The 17,689-nt window shown below is 57.7% G+C and carries 21 protein-coding genes and 1 pseudogene; 5 read left to right on the top strand and 17 right to left on the bottom strand.

Annotated features, from left to right (window positions below):
* Positions 1-1,639 precede the first annotated feature (1,639 nt).
* Entirely contained in the window at positions 1,640-1,861 is a 222-nt protein-coding gene (locus tag AC0NIH_RS23760) for a DUF768 domain-containing protein (protein WP_127808029.1), read from the bottom strand.
* 1,222 nt (positions 1,862-3,083) lie between these two features.
* The gene (locus tag AC0NIH_RS23755) at positions 3,084-3,323 is read right to left on the bottom strand and encodes a hypothetical protein (protein ID WP_127808030.1); all 240 of its coding nucleotides are present in this window, start codon (positions 3,321-3,323) and stop codon (positions 3,084-3,086) included.
* 192 nt (positions 3,324-3,515) lie between these two features.
* On the opposite strand from AC0NIH_RS23755, the gene AC0NIH_RS23750 reads away from it, so the two are divergent.
* From AC0NIH_RS23750 to AC0NIH_RS23735, 4 genes are all read left to right on the top strand, one after another.
* Complete coding sequence (locus tag AC0NIH_RS23750; RefSeq protein ID WP_473466053.1) at positions 3,516-3,734, top strand: hypothetical protein; 219 nt, start codon at positions 3,516-3,518, stop codon at positions 3,732-3,734.
* Between the two features lie 51 nt (positions 3,735-3,785).
* Positions 3,786-4,094 (top strand): DUF1236 domain-containing protein, encoded by a 309-nt coding sequence (locus tag AC0NIH_RS23745; protein ID WP_127808032.1) that lies wholly within the window; start codon positions 3,786-3,788, stop codon positions 4,092-4,094.
* A 218-nt stretch (positions 4,095-4,312) separates the two neighbouring features.
* Positions 4,313-4,612, top strand: coding sequence for a DUF1236 domain-containing protein (locus AC0NIH_RS23740; protein WP_473466050.1), 300 nt, complete (start codon positions 4,313-4,315; stop codon positions 4,610-4,612).
* An 82-nt stretch (positions 4,613-4,694) separates the two neighbouring features.
* Entirely contained in the window at positions 4,695-4,883 is a 189-nt protein-coding gene (locus AC0NIH_RS23735; RefSeq protein ID WP_473466047.1) for a hypothetical protein, read from the top strand.
* A gap of 354 nt (positions 4,884-5,237) precedes the next feature.
* Here the strand turns inward: AC0NIH_RS23735 and AC0NIH_RS23730 are convergent, their stop codons facing one another.
* From AC0NIH_RS23730 to AC0NIH_RS23720, 3 genes are all read right to left on the bottom strand, one after another.
* The gene (locus AC0NIH_RS23730; RefSeq protein ID WP_473466044.1) at positions 5,238-5,582 is read right to left on the bottom strand and encodes a hypothetical protein; all 345 of its coding nucleotides are present in this window, start codon (positions 5,580-5,582) and stop codon (positions 5,238-5,240) included.
* Between the two features lie 1,422 nt (positions 5,583-7,004).
* Positions 7,005-8,009 (bottom strand): hypothetical protein, encoded by a 1,005-nt coding sequence (locus AC0NIH_RS23725; RefSeq protein ID WP_473466041.1) that lies wholly within the window; start codon positions 8,007-8,009, stop codon positions 7,005-7,007.
* A gap of 8 nt (positions 8,010-8,017) precedes the next feature.
* On the bottom strand, positions 8,018-8,377 hold the full coding sequence (locus AC0NIH_RS23720) for a hypothetical protein (RefSeq protein WP_473466038.1): 360 nt from the start codon (positions 8,375-8,377) through the stop codon (positions 8,018-8,020).
* Between the two features lie 107 nt (positions 8,378-8,484).
* Between AC0NIH_RS23720 and AC0NIH_RS23715 the strand changes: the two genes are divergently transcribed.
* Entirely contained in the window at positions 8,485-8,751 is a 267-nt protein-coding gene (locus AC0NIH_RS23715) for a helix-turn-helix domain-containing protein (RefSeq protein WP_127808036.1), read from the top strand.
* A 44-nt stretch (positions 8,752-8,795) separates the two neighbouring features.
* On the opposite strand, the gene AC0NIH_RS23710 is transcribed toward AC0NIH_RS23715, so the two are convergent.
* The 12 genes and pseudogenes from AC0NIH_RS23710 to AC0NIH_RS23655 form a co-directional block, all read right to left on the bottom strand.
* Positions 8,796-9,056 (bottom strand): DUF3768 domain-containing protein, encoded by a 261-nt coding sequence (locus AC0NIH_RS23710; protein ID WP_473466035.1) that lies wholly within the window; start codon positions 9,054-9,056, stop codon positions 8,796-8,798.
* 181 nt (positions 9,057-9,237) lie between these two features.
* Positions 9,238-9,852 carry a hypothetical protein gene (locus AC0NIH_RS23705; RefSeq protein WP_473466033.1) on the bottom strand — a complete coding sequence of 205 codons (615 nt, stop codon included), beginning with the start codon at positions 9,850-9,852 and terminating at the stop codon, positions 9,238-9,240.
* A 257-nt stretch (positions 9,853-10,109) separates the two neighbouring features.
* The gene (locus tag AC0NIH_RS23700; RefSeq protein WP_473466030.1) at positions 10,110-10,796 is read right to left on the bottom strand and encodes a hypothetical protein; all 687 of its coding nucleotides are present in this window, start codon (positions 10,794-10,796) and stop codon (positions 10,110-10,112) included.
* Complete coding sequence (locus AC0NIH_RS23695) at positions 10,774-11,352, bottom strand: hypothetical protein (RefSeq protein ID WP_473466027.1); 579 nt, start codon at positions 11,350-11,352, stop codon at positions 10,774-10,776. The genes AC0NIH_RS23700 and AC0NIH_RS23695 overlap by 23 nt, the downstream gene beginning before the upstream one ends.
* A 359-nt stretch (positions 11,353-11,711) precedes the next feature.
* A complete protein-coding gene (locus AC0NIH_RS23690; RefSeq protein ID WP_474025072.1) occupies positions 11,712-12,458 on the bottom strand; it encodes a hypothetical protein in 747 nt (248 codons plus the stop codon).
* A gap of 169 nt (positions 12,459-12,627) precedes the next feature.
* Entirely contained in the window at positions 12,628-13,173 is a 546-nt protein-coding gene (locus AC0NIH_RS23685; protein WP_473466022.1) for a hypothetical protein, read from the bottom strand.
* Positions 13,170-13,418, bottom strand: a complete 249-nt coding sequence (locus tag AC0NIH_RS23680) for a helix-turn-helix transcriptional regulator (protein ID WP_473466020.1) — start codon at positions 13,416-13,418, stop codon at positions 13,170-13,172. Before AC0NIH_RS23680 ends, AC0NIH_RS23685 begins: the two co-directional genes overlap by 4 nt.
* A 310-nt stretch (positions 13,419-13,728) precedes the next feature.
* The gene (locus AC0NIH_RS23675; RefSeq protein WP_473466076.1) at positions 13,729-14,709 is read right to left on the bottom strand and encodes a tyrosine-type recombinase/integrase; all 981 of its coding nucleotides are present in this window, start codon (positions 14,707-14,709) and stop codon (positions 13,729-13,731) included.
* Positions 14,710-14,763: 54 nt separating this feature from the next.
* Positions 14,764-15,015 (bottom strand): annotated as a pseudogene (locus AC0NIH_RS23670) (Arm DNA-binding domain-containing protein); the annotation flags it as partial.
* Positions 15,016-15,301: 286 nt separating this feature from the next.
* A complete protein-coding gene (locus AC0NIH_RS23665; RefSeq protein WP_224686680.1) occupies positions 15,302-15,568 on the bottom strand; it encodes a hypothetical protein in 267 nt (88 codons plus the stop codon).
* A 240-nt stretch (positions 15,569-15,808) separates the two neighbouring features.
* Entirely contained in the window at positions 15,809-16,579 is a 771-nt protein-coding gene (locus tag AC0NIH_RS23660) for an SDR family oxidoreductase (RefSeq protein WP_473466017.1), read from the bottom strand.
* Between the two features lie 30 nt (positions 16,580-16,609).
* Positions 16,610-17,605 (bottom strand): ABC transporter permease, encoded by a 996-nt coding sequence (locus AC0NIH_RS23655; protein WP_473466014.1) that lies wholly within the window; start codon positions 17,603-17,605, stop codon positions 16,610-16,612.
* Positions 17,606-17,689: the final 84 nt, after the last annotated feature.

Genomic DNA, 17,689 nt, shown 5'->3' with positions numbered 1-17,689 from the left:
CCGTGGCCAGAAAGCGCGGCCATTCTTGCGACCGAAGCCTTTTTTGCGACAATCGAGATGTCACTATCATAGTTGATTGTGGCTGCTGGTGACCTTGCGTAAGGGACAGCTATCGTAACTGTCCAACAGGGAAACGGTATGTTGTATCCGGGTAGGTTTTTGAGCCGAGCGATATTGAGATGCTGGCCCGAGTTTGTCACATGGTCTGCAAAGAGCACGGCGTATCTCTTAGTTCGCAGAACGGAGAGCGCATAGCTGCGCACGTGCTCAGGCTTTTTATGAATGGTTTGACTGGGCAGAGTGAACTGCTCGACGCTGAAAGGAACTGGGCCAAGCAGCGTTCGGTCCAGCAGATCGATGTCAACTACGCAAACATGAGAGAGGCCGCGTGATACAGCACGGTTGTGGCAGCCGAACACCCGCCGCTACCCGAGATATACGGCGGGGTTGTTCTCCTTCAAGGATGTAGCCGGTTGCTGCAAGGATGAGACGAAGCCCGCCGCGCTCTTAATTGTGGCGGGTTCTCGTTGTCCGCGCTACCCAGCGGTAGGATAGCCGTGCTACATGGGGGATGACATTCCCGCAATGGCCGTTTAGTCGGGCGTGATTCCCGATATTCCGGACGGCTTCAACGAGATCGTGCTGGCGCGCGCTCTACGCGCCAGCCTTGCACACCAGAGGGCGCGAATGCGTGTGTTGCTTGACGAACTTGCCCGCCTGCGCATGGAGGTCAGGGACGCCTCTGCGGTCCGTTACCATGTACGGGCAGACTTTCTCAGCAGCTTTGCTTCGCGGAGCAGCGAGGACCAATTGAGCCCAAGCAAAAATATCAGTTCTCGGGCTTGATCCTCGGTGATCCCGGCCTCTTTGACCAGCCTTTCAATCCATGCAGTAGCCGTGTCGTTTTTGGTCTCACCCATAAGCGAACCTTCGATTTGGCCCGCCTAACAACCACGTAAGTTGAAGGGCGTTCCACCCCTACGATTGACTGTCTGAAAGCGTACGAAGATGAGCCGACAGTTGGAAGTGGCCTCATTGGGGTCCCAGCGCGTGACCGCGCTAAGCGGCTTTTCTAGAAAAGGCCCTGAACGGTTGTGCGAGCGTGAAGGCGTCCGGCCGGACCTAAGTCCCGCCGCCCAAACGCATTGGTCTGAGCTTGGCTTCCGGTAAGGAACTGTCTCGAGAGATCGATGTTGGGTGCGCAGCCGCAGCTACGTCCCTTCCTGCGTCGATTAGGTTCGCTCGTCGTTTCGCTCAGGGGGCGAACCCTAGGCTCAAAAGGGATGAGCGGTAGCGTGGGATGGACCTATGATTTTCTAATCTTCGACCATGGTCACCGGGCTTACCCTGACCGCAGTTTACCGGATGGATCAAAACTCCCCAAAAAGGACTTTCAATGCCCATACCTGACGAGTTGGGGGATGCGGAGCTTGTTTTCGACTGTCCCAAATGCTCACATCCTATTGTAAGGCGAGGGTCATGGTTCAAGGTAATATCCATGTTTCGCTGCGAGACGTGCGATGCTAAGATTCGTCTCGGCTACCCAGACAAGCTAGTGTTGTTCGAACGGCATCGCCATTTGATAAAAATCCCACCAGCGGATGCATCGGCTCTTTGAATGAGATCATAGATCGGTGGACTATTCTGGAATTCCGGCGTCGAAGTGGGCGATGGCTTCCACGAAAATGCGGTAGAGGCTCTCCACATCCTCATCTAGCTCTATCCTCTTGATGCCGACCGCTTTGGCGTCGGCCAAGAGCTTGTGGGTGAGTTCTCCGATTGAGACCGCATCGGGAGGCGCTGTCTCTGGGATGTCGTTAGCAATCCATTTGTGCAGAAAGTTGATGCCGCGTGTGCTCATCTAAAGATCCACCAGCCGCCAAGAGCACAGAACGCGAGCACAACGACTGCGGCCGAGATCAAAATTCCCTTCCGGTTCTCCCACTTTGGTGCAGGGCCGGGTCCCAGCTTCTCGGCATGATCGTTCATATCGAGACAAGCAACGCCGGGAGATTAGGTTCCGCTAATTTGACGCGTTCGGCGAACGGCAGGTGCCGGAGAGGTAAGCTGGACCGCAGCTAGTCGGCTTTGTGCCTATCGCTTAACCTTTGTTATTGCGGTGGTTCTGCCCTGCGGTATTTACGCTGCGCCGCTGCGTCCTATGATCGGTCACCGAGAGCTTCCGAAATTGAGCACGTGAAGGAATCGACCTATTTTGGGTGATGCCGATGCTCGTCATTGTCCATCTTTCGAGTGTCGCGAACGCCGCAGATCAACAGGATGCGATTTGGCCGTGAAAGGAAGCCGACCGAGTATTTCGTTGTTCGATTCTGACATACTCTCCCGGGCTCTTACGTCAGCCGTCCGGGATAGCCCGGACTCCGATTGGAAGGTCCAGGCGCGCGAGCTTGTGCGCCTATACACCGGCAAAAAGTCAGCCGACGGAAATTTGATCGCAGCATTGCTTCATGCCAGTCGCGCCCAGTTGGACTTGGAGGAATCCAAGGCCGGTCGGCCCGGCAAGATTGACTGAATACCTGCACCTGCTCGACGTGCTCTCACCGGGTTCTAGGTGGCGGTTTGATGCGAGGATTGAAATTCAGTGCGGCGGAATTTGACCTCGGGCATCTGAGTCACGAGACAACGTCTTTCTCAGCTGAAAATACGCTCAGCACCAGCGGGTGCACATGGAACAGTTCCAGCAAATCGAAGTTCGGCTCCGAACGGAGACGGACGTGGCGGTGACACAAAATTCCAACGACAATCGAATGCCAGAAAAGAAGCCGTATGGCCGCGCGGGAGAGATGTCGCGCGAGCAGGCGGAAGAAGCAGTCAGATCGCGACGCAGGTACAAGATGGCGAGACGGGCACGGGAGTCGAAGCGAGGCTCGGCCATGCCTCGCATCGTTCCTGTCAGAAGCCAAGAATAGGCCGTTGCCGCTTCCGCTGGTCTGGCTAACTAGAACGCCGCATCAGCCAACTACAGTTCAGCGGCGACAGAGCTACGAGCACGAACCACTCGCTGACGTGCAAACAGTCGAGGGCGCTTGGCTTAAGAAGGATAGCTCGTGAAGAGGACCGTCTTATATTCCATAGCTCAGCGCAAGCCATAGCGCGGGGACAAAGATCAGGCAGATCGCCATCCCAACTACCAATGCGATGGCCTTGCGCTCGGTCCGCCTGACGAGGTCAGCAATGGCTTCATCATCGTCTGCCAAATAGATGCCGTCGAGAGCCGAAAGGAATGCAGGAGCGGCATTATCGTTATCATTTGCAGGGCGGTTTGCGCCGTCACCGGCATCGGATCTCTGGATCAAGGTCAACGCTTCTTGCTCCCACTATTCATGACCGAAACTGGACCTACGGTCGGCGGCCCGGCGGTAACGCATCCGGTCCATACAGGTTGCACCGTAAGACCTCAGTCGGAGCGCTCCGCAGACCTTAGCCCCCCGGCGGAACGCAACGCGGCGGGCAACGTTGATGATCCGTAACCGATTGAAATAGGAGAGGAAATCATGGCCGATGGCCCAACTGTTGTTAATTCGGGAGGTGGCGGCGGCACTGCGGTCGCCGTTGTTCTCGGACTGATCGCAATCGTTGTCTTGCTGATTTTCACCGGCGTCATCAACATTCAAGGTGGAAGCAGCAAGGACATCAACGTCAAGGTTGAGGCGCCAAAAGTGGAAGCGCCAGCCGCACCCTCCAAGCCCTCAGCTCCTGCCCCTGCTGGCTAACGCCACTTGGCACCGCTGAGTTAGCTCCAAATCCTGAGAAGGACTTTCCAAATGAAAAAATTTGTCGTCAGCGCAACAGGCGCTCTCATGCTCATGGCCGGTATCGCCACTTCGTTTGCCGGTGACGTGCTGATCCTCAAGCCTGAGCAGCAGACGGTCGTTCGCGAATATATCCACAAGCAAAAGCTCGCATCGGTCAGCCTCCTAGGCGTGGAACTCAACGTCGGCACCGCGCTTCCTGATACCGTTGAGCTTCACACAATCGACGTCCCCGACGTGAGATACAAGTACACCGTCGTTGGCGATCATGCAGTGCTCGTAGATCCCGATACGCGCAAGGTCGTGCAAATCATCGAGTGATCCTATCCACCACGTGGAGGCCGCCCGCCGCTTGTTGAGGAGCGGCGGGCGTACTTTGTGAGGCAGCCGCCGGTGCCATTGGGTAGACAGCTCGAGGGGCGCCTTTGGTCCCGGCTCAGACTGAAGTCCTGTAGGGGAACATTTAGCCTAGCTCCCTGTTCGGTCGGCTGGCGCACAGAAGATCATCGCTGTCGCCAGATCACTTGAGGAGATAAACTATGAGGATGCACCTTTCCAGCGTCGCTGCGGGGCTCTTGCTGTTAGCCAGCGTCGGTTCGGTTGCGGCACAAGATGTTGTTATCACGCCGGAACAGGACACCGTCGTGCGCGAGTACGTGAAAAAGCAACCGATGGCTTCTGTTAAGGTTCCGGGTGTGGAGTTGAATGTCGGCACGGCCCTGCCAGACACGGTCGAACTCCACGAGGTTCCCAATGTTAAGTACCGGTATGTGGTGATCGACAACCGCACCGTTTTGGTAGACCCGAGCACCCGCAAAATCGTGAAAGTCTACGACTGAAAATTGAACTGGTCGGCAACCCGCCGCTCGCCATGGCGGCGGGTTGCGCATGTCAGCTTGCCACTCACCGGGACAATGAAAGATGATGAATCTTGAAGCCGAGACGTCGCAAGCCCTCTTTGCGCGCCTTGCTGATCTCCAAGCAAAAATGCGGGAAGGACGTAAAGCGAAGGTGAAGGCCTCCCAAAAGGTCGCAGCGGACGAAGATCGCAGCCAGACTGATGGTGACAACCTGAAGGCGAGGGTAGACCGAGCAACACCGCTGTCCTGACGAACCAAAGTCATCGAGTACTCTTCAAAGAGATAGATCGCGGACGATGGTGGCAAAATGTCTAGCTCGCGCAGCCGCGACCGATCAGTCGCTGACGGAGGTTCCATGGTTGGTAGCGGTGAAAGCAGGGGCACGAAGCTGAAACGGCTCGCCTCGTCCGTCCCAAAGCATGAATTCGAATTTCTGATGAAGCTTGGCAAAATGACCCGCGAGGAAACCTTGGCGTTGATCGAAAAATACGACGGCGACCGGACTGAAATTTACGCCGATCTGGCGCGCAACGCCGCTCGGCGAGCTTAACCGAGCCGTTGCTGCGCGGGATTTCCTAGCGCGTCAGGTCCAATGTCCGACCTGTCAGTACGGGCAAACCCGAACGCGTTCCTGCACCCGGTGGTGATGACGCCAATGCCTCACCCACCTCACGTGGCAACGGCCATAGTGCCGATGCCGGTAGTAGTAGCGATGCGGGTAGGGGGCAACGTAGCCGGGATAGTAATCGCGATAGCGGGGGCCGTAATAGCGGCCGCCATAATCGTAAAACGGGCCGCCGCCGTAGAAGGGGCCACCGCCGAATGGGCCGATGCCGCCGAACGGACCAAAAACGCCCATGCCGGGGCCGAAGAACTGTGCATCCGCAGGCATGACCGTGACTGCGGCCGAGGCGACGGCAAGCACCGAAGCAAGTAGCAGGTTTCTCATAGCAACCTCCCCAGAGAGCCGATCACCCGGTAAACCTCCGTAGGAGCCGTATGTTCCCAATCGCTAATATTCTCTGCGCGAGCTAATCTCACTTGCGGACTTCACGCAAAGAAAAAAAGGCCTAGAGCAAAAAGGTAGACCGCCGAGACGCGCGCCACGCCTGGATGCCACCTTCAGCGAAGTCTGCAGCTGTTCAAAGCGGCGCCGCTCCGGGTGCCCCGTCCTAGGAGCAACCCGAAAGGATGATGCCCGGCTTGCCTCGATGGCGGCGTAGGATTCGGCTCTTGCTTTAGCAAGCCGGGCTATGCGTCGGCTATGGGGCTAGTTGGGGGTATTTCAGCCGAGGCGACTGAAGAATGTCCGATTTGCAACATCCTTAGCAATTGGGACCGAAGTCCGACGTCGCCGCGCCATTGGTCCCAACCCGCAACAAAACACCGGCCTAGCGCATTGGCCATATGGACTGGCGACTATGAGTCCCTTCGTCGTCAGTTTGGTCATGAACACCCGCCGCATCGGCGGCGGGTGTTCGTTTGCCAACGGAGCGAGCGATGCAGATCGGCGAAATCATCGCAGACCTATTAGCCGCCGTTCTGTTGATATGCGTGATCGCAGTCATATTCCTCGTAGCCGGAAAGCCGCTATGGCCGATTCGCGAGGCCAAGATGGTCATACTGCTGCCACCGGACGCAATCGCGACGGCTTCCATCAAAGCGCCGACCCATCCCCCTCTGCCCGATAGAGTCGATACCAGAATCTTGCAACCCAGACCCCGACAGCACTAATTGCTTTTAGGCTTGGCTTCCGGGGGTTCTTCTCTTTTCGACGTCTGAGTTGAATCACGATCTTCCCCAAAAACTCAAAGCATTTCGTCGGCGAAGAGCAGAATGCCTGTCTCGTCGCCTGATAGGGAACAAACCTGAATTTGAAGAGTTGGTAGAGCCATTTCAGCGGGCGACAACCGAAATGCTCCTTGCCGTCAATAATGCTACCTCTGCCGCCGTTTTGGCTGGTAGGAGCACCACTGCGGAAGTGTTCGGTGTGGTAGACCTCACCACTAAAGCTGAGACCAGAATCGGTGCCATTACGTCGGGACTGGCCATTCAGTTCGTGGCCAACGCATCGGTCCTTGGATACGACGTCCACGCAGCGATGGTCTTTTATGGCGAACCGGGCACCCCGAGCCTAAGAGCGAGAGAGTGCGAACGCTTGTGGGCGCAGTTTGGCGGCGCGCTCCTACGACCGTAGGGAAGCGACAAGCCAATTCCGCGATGCTTGGAGCATGAGCAACCTCTACGACATCACCACGTGGCACGAAGCGTGCGCCAATGGACCCGCGCCTTTCGTGACATCCTTGGCAACCTTGAGCCATCTAGATGTCTATCCCAATACGCTGGGCCCTGTGGTGCACGATGCATCTGGTCAGTGAGCCCAGCAATCGGCTTCGGTTATGTTCTTGAATTGCTTTCCATCGGCATCTGCAAAGGTCAGCCTGCTGTTCGCTACGTCGTAGATCGCGAACCTTCTACGACCATTCAATGCCCCTTCAATGAACATCTTTTGCATTGCATGAAATTGCATACCCTCATCATCGCTGAGGCCAGTTGAAGCCCCCGTGGTCCCTGCGAGATAGTCTGCCACCGCAATCATTGAGAAGGCGATTTTATCACCGCTCCGGAGGACATCGAAAGCCTTGACCTCTCGTCCTTCGATCACGAAATTGCCTGTCGACGTGAGTGCGACCTGCACAATGCTCTCGGGGTCTTCTTTTCCCATGTTCACTACCCCCAGCACTGCTGTGCCTCTTGCTGAGCAAGTCATTTCTGATATGCGGGCCTCAGAGGAACTTTGGTCGGCGAAATTCTGAAGGCTTGGAGGTTCTGGTGTGGTGGAATCTGCTGTTCCGCCATTTTCGGTAGGGGGCGCTTGTTGCATCTGACCCGTTTCGATGGCTTGCAGTTTCTCAGTGGTGACGTTGTCCAATTCGTTCCATTCTTTGGATTGCCAGACCTCGACCGACTCGTTGCGGATCCTAATCATGTCGGCTCGGATCTGGTTCAAGGCGGGCCGTGACGAAGGATCTGTTGGAAGATCTCGAGCTTGTTCTGTCAGTTTGGCGAGTTCTTGTTCGGAGGCATTCGCCTTGGCTTGGCTTGCCTCAACCATTGACGCTTGTACTCGTGCGTCCTCAAGTCGGCTCACTCGCACCCCCAAAATTACGTCGTAGTTTTCGATGGTTGAAGCCTCGGAGCTGCACTTACCGGCAATCTCCAGCAGAGCGTCAATCTGGGCTACGCTTAAATCTTCGAAGGCTTTTCCCTGAAAGTAGTTGCCGCCTTGCACCAATTCGTCGCACGTGGGCTGCGCGGCGACTGCGGGATGCGACAAACAGAGGATGGTAGCGGCGGCGATGGCAATCGCCTTCATCAGAGGTCTCATTTTGTCTTGGTCTCCGCAGCCGACCCCGCCCGGCCACGCCGCGCGCTTCTCCATGCGAAATACGCCATGGCGGCGAGGATCAGGTCGGCGAAGGCCCAAATCTTCATGTCGGTGAATGAGCTGGCCGCGATGAAAGCAAACAAGCTGCCGACGACGAAAATAATCGCCGAGACCAGCGGCAGGCCGAACGCAAAGGCGCCGCCGACAAAGAACAGCAAACCAACGAGAACGCCAACCGAGCCAGCGCCCGCCAGATCATGATTGGCCGCAATGCTTCCGCCCGTCGCCACTGCGCAGGACTGCAGCATCGAAATCAAGCCGAGCAGAATTCCGATAATCCCAACCGCAATTTTCATTTCACTCCCCCAAGCAAGCACATGAATCGTGCAATCCCCCGAAATTGGAAATAGGGGACTATTGGTCCGTCGATTGTCAAGCCGTTTGTACTGCCTTCTTGCCCACGATGAACGTGCGCAAGATCATTGGTTGGAATCTCCGCAAGCTGCGTGTCGAACGCGGGCTGTCGCAAGAGCGGCTGGCGCTGGCGGCTGAGATCGATCGTTCGTATGTCGGTCGCGTCGAACGCGGTTCTGAAAACGTAACGACCGATACGCTCGAAGCTTTGGCGAAGGCACTTGCCGTCCCGGCCGCGGCTCTTCTGACCGAACCTCCGAAGGGGGCTCATGAGCCGCCGCCGCTTTCGTCGGGAAGAAAGCCAAAGGCAGGTTAGGCGAGCGGGGAACTGCGCCCCTGTGCCCTGTGCAGAGGAAAACATCAGTATTCCTCCGGCAGCATGACCGTCATCACCCGAATGGTGACGGCCGGGTCGGAGGCATCTGGCGACAGGTTCGCGAGAGCGCGGTCATAGTAGTCTATCTTGAAGAATAGCTGCCGATCGCCGACGTGCAGAAGAGCGCAATCGTGCTGGCCCCACGGATCGTTGTCCTCGTCGAACGCGTCGAAGCTGGCGATGGCCAGCAATATGGCGCCGATCTCTTGGGCAGGCAGTGCGGCGACACCGGCGGTCATCACCATGCGCCCGCCAGTACCGGTCTGGCGCAGTTGATCGTTGAGGGTTCGAATACGCGCGGTACGATCAGCCGCTGATAGCCGACCGACGCGCTCTGGTGAGCATATCATGGGGTGGTTCCTTCGAATTAATGTTTGATTGTGGGGGTGACGGGCCAGGACGAACCCGGCCCGTTTGCAAGGCCACTTATTTCTTCGCCAGCTGACGCGGGTGGATCAGGCCGAGCTGGTAGTAGCTGCGGTCGACCTGCGGTGCGTCCGGGTAGTCCCTGAACTTCAAGGTGAAGATGCCCTTGGCCTTTGCCTTCATGATCCGGGCTTCGAAGTATCCCTCGTCGGGACCCTCTGACGCCAGCACCATGTCGCCGACGGCCAGCTTTGCCCAAAGGTCGCCACCGTTACCGCCAGCGGCATCGCCGCCACCGTCGCCCCCGCCATGGGCCGCCACCGGCGCAGGCGAGCCCGCTGAAGCGTTTTCGGGGCTGTCGGCGGCCTTGTCGTCGCCCGGCTCGCTGTCGCGCTCGTCAGCGACCCCCGCAAGGGTCACGATGCGGGTATACAGATCGCCCTTGACGAACGGCACGAAAGCCTTGCCGCTGTCGAAAAGCTTGCCAGCCGGAAGGCGCATGACGATCTCGGGCACTTCGCCGGGATCAACGCGGTGCGAATGCATCCCCATCAGCCTTGCAGCGCTTTCTGCCGCCTCGACTTCCGGCAGCAGAAAGACCGACGCGTGGGGCTTGCGTGTCTCGTCGCGTCCGAACACGATCAACGATCGGGTGGTTTCGGAGGCGACATTCATTGTCTTGCCTCCAGATATGACAAAGGGCCCAGAGGGCCCCTTAAGGTGTGATTTGAGCGGTGCCGACACGGCGTGTCGGGTGTATCTGTCAAAGGCATGTTAAGGCTCCTGTTAGGGTCTGGCCGAGCCCGTCGGGCGACGCAGCTTGCCGCAAGCATACTAGCAGGAATATGTTCCTATGTCAAGAAATCTCAGTTTGCTGAGCCCAAAGGTCGTCCTGACGGGGCTGCGAAATTGGTCCCGTCAGGACCGAGCGTTTAGAACTCGAACTGAGCACCGAAACGCTTAACGACGTTCCCGAAATCATGTTCGTGCGGGAGGCTGTCGGCGCTGCCGGTGAAGGGCTCGACGAGGAGATCGTGGCCGAGGTCCACAGTCACCTTGCACTTGCAGCGCTTTTCAAACTTGCGGGAGCTGCGAACCCAGAGGCGGTTGCCTACATAGCTGGGCAGCAGGCCACGGTCGCAACCCAGCGCCGAAGTTGCAGCATCGACAACGTCCATCTTCTCTACCCGGTCGCATGACGCGATGATGCCAGCGATCCTCTTGAGGAACGTGACGCTTGGACGGGTCATCTCGATGGGGGAGCTATCCTGCAAGACTTCCTGATTCGAGTCGTCGAGCACCCGAAACATACACCGGCCGACGAGAGGCTCGATGCAGGGTGAATCGATGGTCGCATCCAGCCGCAGGAAAATATCATCGAGCAAGTCGACGAAGGCACGAGGCAGGCTGTAATCTCGATTGCCGGACGTCAGCAAGCCGATCAACAATTCTCGGAGATCGGCGCAGGTGGAAACTTCGCGGGGACTACGCATATTCTTGGCTCCTATGATCAATCCACGTCGGTGTGGACGCAGCGCTTTACCGAGCGATTTTTGTTGGTCTGCGCCTTCCTGATCGGCGGTCGACGGAGGCGGCTTACACGCCTTGGGCATCGCCATCTCTCATAGGCTTCGTTTTCACGGGAATCTCTGATGTGCTGCGGGGCAGGATGATAATTTCATCGTAACCGATGCGCGGGCTCTTACTGCCCTTGAGGGCGTAGTCCGTAACGAAGAACCCACGATGGGTGAGCGGGACGGCTTCGATGCGAAACAGGGGCTTATCATTGCCGGTGTACTGGTTCTGATGTTCGTAGAAATGATCATCCAGCGTCCCCTTCATCCTCGACCACGGTGGCACCACGGCGATGGCATGGACGTGCCGTCCATTGTTCACCACTGCGTCTCGGAAGCTATGCTTCTCGGTCTTGGCGACAGGGAAGTCCGGGCAACAAACCCACAGCGGAAGAAGGTCTGGCGAGACATTGCGAGGCTTGCGCTCGATGCGAGTGAGCACCTTCGCGTAGACGCGCTCGAGCTCGTCACGCATCTGCCACGCAACGTTGCTCGGCGATCCCCGGAGATGGTTGAACGTGAAAGTTAGGAAGGTCGGCCGCCAGCCTTGCTGGACCCGTTCTCTGAACATGTAGCCGTACCCGGCGATCAGGTATTCCATATCGTGGCTCAAAACCATCTTCGAACCTTCCTTGAGTTGTGTGTGACTGGTGTCGGTGTGTAATGATTGGTGCAGTGACCAGCGTTGCTGCGAGTGCACCGTGGTTTCGTACGATTTCAGGCATAGGTACCCATATGCAGGCTCCTAGAAACCGGCATCTGGCCTTGTGAAGAGCAGCACTTCCTGCGCGGCGAATCCGACGCCTTTCATGCTGCTCGATTGTTTGAAATTGGCATCCCAACTGATAGGGAACATGGTGCTTTACGCAACGCATCTAGTGTTGCGATTTGACGCTCTGCAGGTAGCCCTGAGAAGATGAATGGTGACCGGCGCACCGACAACGGCGGTCACCATCATTCCTAGCTGTCACGTGGCTTCAACTTCACCAGCCTCTGCACACGGATCTCAGTCATAGCGCCCAGTTCTTCGATGGTGCCGATCAGTTTGACCTTGCAAGGAACAGTCAAGCTGGTCAGGGCACGGACATTGTCGGGAAAAACCGCCTTCAGAACACAAGAGACGGCGGTCTTGTCAGGCAAGCCAGACGTCGTGCCAGAACCGACACTGGACGGCTTCGCCCTGACGGTTTTGGCCGCTGACTCGACGAAACTCTGACCTTCGCGCTTGGACCGGTTGATGCCTCGATATCCGCCGCGCTGCTCAAAAGCCTTCATCATTCGGCTTGGCGGGATGTCCTCGTCAAGCAGCACTCTCACGGCTCGCCAACGATCACTCGCTTGCTTGGACTGCAATTCAGAGGAGCCTCGATAGCGACGCAACATGTACCGGATCGCTTCTGGTCGGTCCTCCGGTTTCGGTCTGCCTTTCTTCACCTCAACCGTCCAGAAAGGCAGGGTGATGAATTCCTGCCAAGCTTCCTCGTCTTCGGCTAGTTCCTGGCCTTTGCGAACGATTTCAGTTACCGCTTCATAGTCCAGACTGACGGCCGCTTCTTCCGCTCCTGCAACCATCTCCCCTTGCTGCGCGGCAAATTTTTCAAATTCCTTGGCCCTTACGAGGGCGGCTTCATTCTTCGGGCCGACCGAAGAATCGACCTTCGATTTAGCTGCCTTTCTTCTCAAGACAGCATGGTCCTTTCTCCTCACGTCAACACCTCCAACCGATTCGGCTGATCGCGCCGGACTAACCGATGGAGGAGAAAGCGCAACGACCCTTTAAGTCGCCGCGCGCCGTGATGCGAACGTTTCGGGGACTGGGATAAACGGGGTGCACGCGGCTTCGAGCCCCCGGGATAAGCTCCGAAGGATGCCGAATTCATTTGGCACCCCTGTTTGCTCTGCCCGCGCGCCGCTTAGACACTCCTTCGGCGCGGAGCGGATCTTCAATAGTTACGCTGACCCTCGCGCCGTACTTCTCTTCGAATTTGGCGTCGCTAGCGATAAGGATGACATCCGACGGTTTCCCGGTTGGATCGACAATTCTGTTGAACGCGAGGGTGCTCTCTGCTCCCAAAGCGACAAGAGCAATATGCGCCAACTGAGTGGTCGGTAGAGGCCGTTTCCATTCGTCAGCGACTCCATGTACGAACGCATAGAATTCGAGGAGAGCCCGCCCGCAATGAACCAAATTGCCCTCTTCGCAGCAAATGGATCGCATCAATGTGATGTTTGATTCGAACGGCGGCTGGTAAGGGTCGTAGATCCGAACCTCGGCCAGCATTCGGTCAACGTCGCTGAAGACCGACTCGAATATGAATACCTCTGGCAGCGATTCCCGAAGGCGGTCGATCAGGAAATCCATCAGACCAGACTTCGTCTTGATTAGGTCGAGTTCTATTTTGTTTGGATACGGGATGATCATCGCACCACCTCCAAGGATATGGAGGTAGACGTGCGAGTCCTCGACTGTACGAATAGCACGAGTTCAGCCGTAGAATAGACAACACGCGAACCAAGTTTAACGTACTTCGGGCCGAAGCCGCTTACCCGCCAGTTGGCCAAGGTTTTGGCGCTAATTCCCAAAACGTTCGCAACATCGGCAGGAGTGAGGAAGACCTCGAGGCTCGGTTCCAGCACTTTGGCATCTAAGTTTTCAAGTTTCGACATCCTGTTTTTCCCTTGCTCACGGCAAGTCAGGATGTGATCGACGCCTCTTAGGAAGCCCCGCAATATCCTGATCTCACCGATCGGTGAAATTTATTTGCGGCCGAGAGCAAACATTCGAAGGACGCGTTGCAACGCGTCTACGATGCTATTTTCTCGAGCCTGTCAGGATTTGTGAGGAACTACGCAAGCTGCCATGTAGCAGCTCCGTATCAGCACACTGGATCAAAAATGTTTGACGGTCAAGTGACCAAGTCGATGCTCCCAAACAGGAGCACCCCAGTTATTTAACAAGTTAAAAAAGTCCAAAGGGTTATGCTTCTGGCGCCACGGCAGCAGTAGTAGCTATGTCAACTCCGAGAGCGCGGACACCCGAAAGGGCCGCATAGATATCGACGCTCACTGCTTCCGCAGCTGACGCCAACGCTTTGTCCGGCAAATGAACGTACCGTGAGGTGATTCCCCTGCCTTTGTGCCCGAGCAATCCCGCTATCGTGCCATCCGAGTACCCCAGTGCAGAAGCGAATGAAGCGAACGTATGACGCAGACTATGCGGCGTCGCGTTTGCAACTTGAGCAGCTTCAAAAATTCGCCGGGCTTCCTTGCCGATACCTTGGTAGGCAGCGTTCCCCTTTGAGCCGGGGAACACAAACGACTTACCTGCCACACGCCGCTGTTCCTTGAAGACAGCCAGTGCAGCCTCGCCGATTGGCCGGAGGCTCTTGCCCGTTTTCGTGTCGGCCAGTCTCAGGCAGCTAAGAGACATGTCAAGCTCGGTCCAACGAAGCCCTGTAATCTCTCCGATCCGACATCCAGTGAGACAAAGCAGCTTGATGATGGAGAGAGCGTAGGGATGGATTTCTTTGTCTTGCGCATCCCTGCCTCTAGTCAGCACCGTGCCGAGCCGACCAAGCTCCGTCAGGTCAAGAAACCGCTGTTTTGCCTCGCTTCGAAATCGCCGGACTTTGTGCACTGGGTTGCGGTCAATGAAACCTTCGTCCACCGCCCACGTCATGATGCCGGACAACAAGTCCGCGACCCGAGCTGCCGTGGCTGCGCCTCCCGTCACGTTCGCTCTGCCTCGCGCCTTGGTCTTAATGCGCGCTTTCGTCTTTCCGACTGTAATGTCCTCGATCAAACGTTTGACAGCCCGGCCGTCGATATCCGTCACTGCCATGGTTCCAATCAGAGGCTTGATGTGGCGGTCAATCCGGCCTCTATCGATTGACAGGGTCGATTGCTTCTTCGGCCGATTAAAGCGCGTTAGGATCGCCCCGGCCTCGGCAATTTCCATGTACCGATCGCAGAGATCGCCCATGGTTGGCGGCTTGGGGCGATCCCTATCGGCCGCCGGATCTTCACCCGCCGCGACCAAACCGAGAAACCGCTTGGCCTCATTCCGTGCTTGATCAACTGTCCAAGGAGATCCATAGCGGCCTATCGTAAGCCACCTTTGCTTGCCGCTCTGGCTGTACTTCAAGCAGAACGTGGGGTGCTTGCGCTGCCGTCTAACCCCGAAGCCCGCAACTGACCCGCGCCCAGAATCCCAAAGTGTGGAATCGGCAGGCATCGCGTCAATGTCCGTTTTGGTAAGAGGCACTGGTCACCGCCCTAGCTACAGCTTAGCAACAGCTAGTATGGGAACTCGGGTGATTTAGAAAGACGCCACATCGCAAAAAGTTCAGTTAAAACAATCAAATGATGATCTGCCGGGCATTGAAGGGATACTGTAGTTGTACGTTTACACCGAAGATGTCGGCGGTTCGAGCCCGTCATCGCCCACCATTCCGGTCACATAGTCCCTTCACCACTGCGTCGATGTCAGCAGCACGGACTGCAACGAGATTGACCGGCATACATGTCCGCTGGAGGGTCGGTCGCCAGCGTCAAGGATTTTGAGCGCTCTTCAGGTCCTGGATTTCCTCAAGCAGGTTTTTGACCAATATCTGGTAGACTTGCGTGAGTTCCGCCGGTGTGAGTTCGACCCGGATATCGTACGAGCCGGCATAGTTCACTTGCAGTGTCGCCGTCCCGAACAGCGTCGTGGTGCCGTCGCGAATATCAGTCGCCACGATCAGGTTTTGGACAGGTTGGTCGAGCAGGATGACGCCAGCTTCGCCGGGATGGTTATGGGTCGTTGTCCTAATTCTCATATCAGCCTCCTGTTCACACACAGCAGCGTGCGGCACCATTGTCTTCCGCGATCGCACCATAGGCTAATACGATCAGGCAGTTCACAATACACCTACAAGCGGTCGATTCCTCCGGGATGTAGCCACTCCAAAAACCCGTCACGGGTCGCTCCCGTGGCGGGTTTTTCATCGATCAGGGGGTTACGGGCCACCGGTGCGAGCTTCCTCACGCCTCGTCGGCGTGATTTCGCACCTGAGGGGTCACGGCGGCACCATCCGAAAGTCATTGCCCTCGGGCAGCAATTGCCCGCCATCGACGACGATGGTCGTGCCGGTGATATAGCTGGCGTCGTCCGAAGCCAGGAACAGGAAGGCGTTGGCGACGTCGCGCGGGCTGCCGAGCCTGCCGAGCGGGATGGAATCCTCCATGTTCCTGATATAGGCGGCGCCGCGATGCTGCTGGATGGCTTCGGTCAGGATGTTGCCGGGCTCGACGCCGTTGACGGTGATGCCATAGCCGGAGAATTCCAGCGCCGCCGCCCGGATGAAGCCGTTGATGCCGGCCTTGCTGGCCGAATAGTGGCCGTGGCCGGGGCTGGTCACGTGCGGACCGGTTATGGAGGAGGTGTAGAGCATGCGGCCAAAACGCTGCGCCTTCATCGGCACCAGTGCGGCGCGGCTGGCATTGAAGGTGCCGCGCAGATTGACGGCCATGACGCGGTCCCAGTCGTCGGCGCTCGTGTTCTCGATCAATTGCCAGGGATAGATGCCGGCATTCTGCACGATGATGTCGAGCCGGCCGTGCTGCTTCAGCGCCAGAGCCACCGCGGCCTCGGCGTCGCTCATCCGCGAGATATCGGTGCGGATGAAGGGAATGCCGAGCTCGCTGGCGGTCGCTTGGCCGGCCGCCGCCTCGGTGTCGGCGAGCACCAGCCTTGCGCCTTCCTCGGCGAAACGCTGCGCGATGCCTTTGCCGATGCCGCGCGCGCTGCCGATGATCAGCGCCACCTTGTCTTTCAGTCGTCCGGTCATGCCCGCCTTCCTGTCATGCGAATCGTCCTGTCATGCGAGTCTTTGGCGAATGGTTTGCTTGAAGGCGTCGAGTAGCACGGCCGCCAGCACCAGCAGGCCGTGGATCACCTGTGTGAAGTTGGCCGGCAGCCCCATCAAATTGATCGCCGTGTTGATGGCCGAGAGCAGAAGCACGCCGGCATAGACGCCGGGCAGGGTGCCGACGCCGCCCTTCAGGCTGACGCCGCCGATGACGACCGCGGCAAAGGCGTTGAACAGCAGGCCAACGCCGAGATTGGCGGTGGCGCCCGAGGTGCGGATCGCCAGCAGCCAGCCGGCTAGGCCGGCTATGGCGCCGGCGAGCACGAAGGCGATGACCAGGTTGCGGTTGACCCGGATGCCGGCGCGGAAGGTCGCCGTCTCGTTGCCGCCGATCATCACCAGGTGCCGGCCGAACGGCGTCTTGGCCATGATCAGCGAGAAGACGACGAAACAGGCGATGGCGATCCAGGCGGTGAGCGGCAGGCCGGCCAGCCGTTGGATGCCGAACCAGCGAATGGCCGGCGCCAGGTCCTGCGCTGAGCGGCCGCCCGAAATGACCAGCACCAGGCCGCGCACCCAGATGTAGGACGCCAGCGTGATGATGAAGGCGCTCATCTTCACCTTGACCACCAGATAACCGTTGAAGACGCCGATGAAGCCGCCGACGGCCAGCGCCAGCAGCAGCGATACCGGCACCATCAGCCATTCCGGATGCAGTTGCACGCCAATGCCAATGCCTGACGAGCAGAACAGGATGCCGACCGCCATGGCGCTCAGCGCGGCGACGGATTCGACCGACAGGTCCATGTGGCCGGCGATGATGACCAGCGCCAGGCCGATCGACATGACCCCGAGCACGCTCGAAGCCTCGATGATGTTGGCGAAGATGCCGAGCTGAAAATAGTTCGGCACGAAGATGGAGAACACCACCAGCACGAACAGCAGCATGAACCAGACGAGGTTGTCGAGAACGAACTCCAGGGCATGGCGGGTGCGGAGGTTCATGGGCTGATCCGGCTGGCGCATGCCTCCGAAATCAGTTCGATTTTCGGAGGCATGCGCGGATTGGAATTGCGAAGGATTGGCTCC

This window comes from Mesorhizobium sp. WSM1386, assembly GCF_055901595.1.
This window is presented reverse-complemented; position numbering and strand designations above follow the sequence as displayed.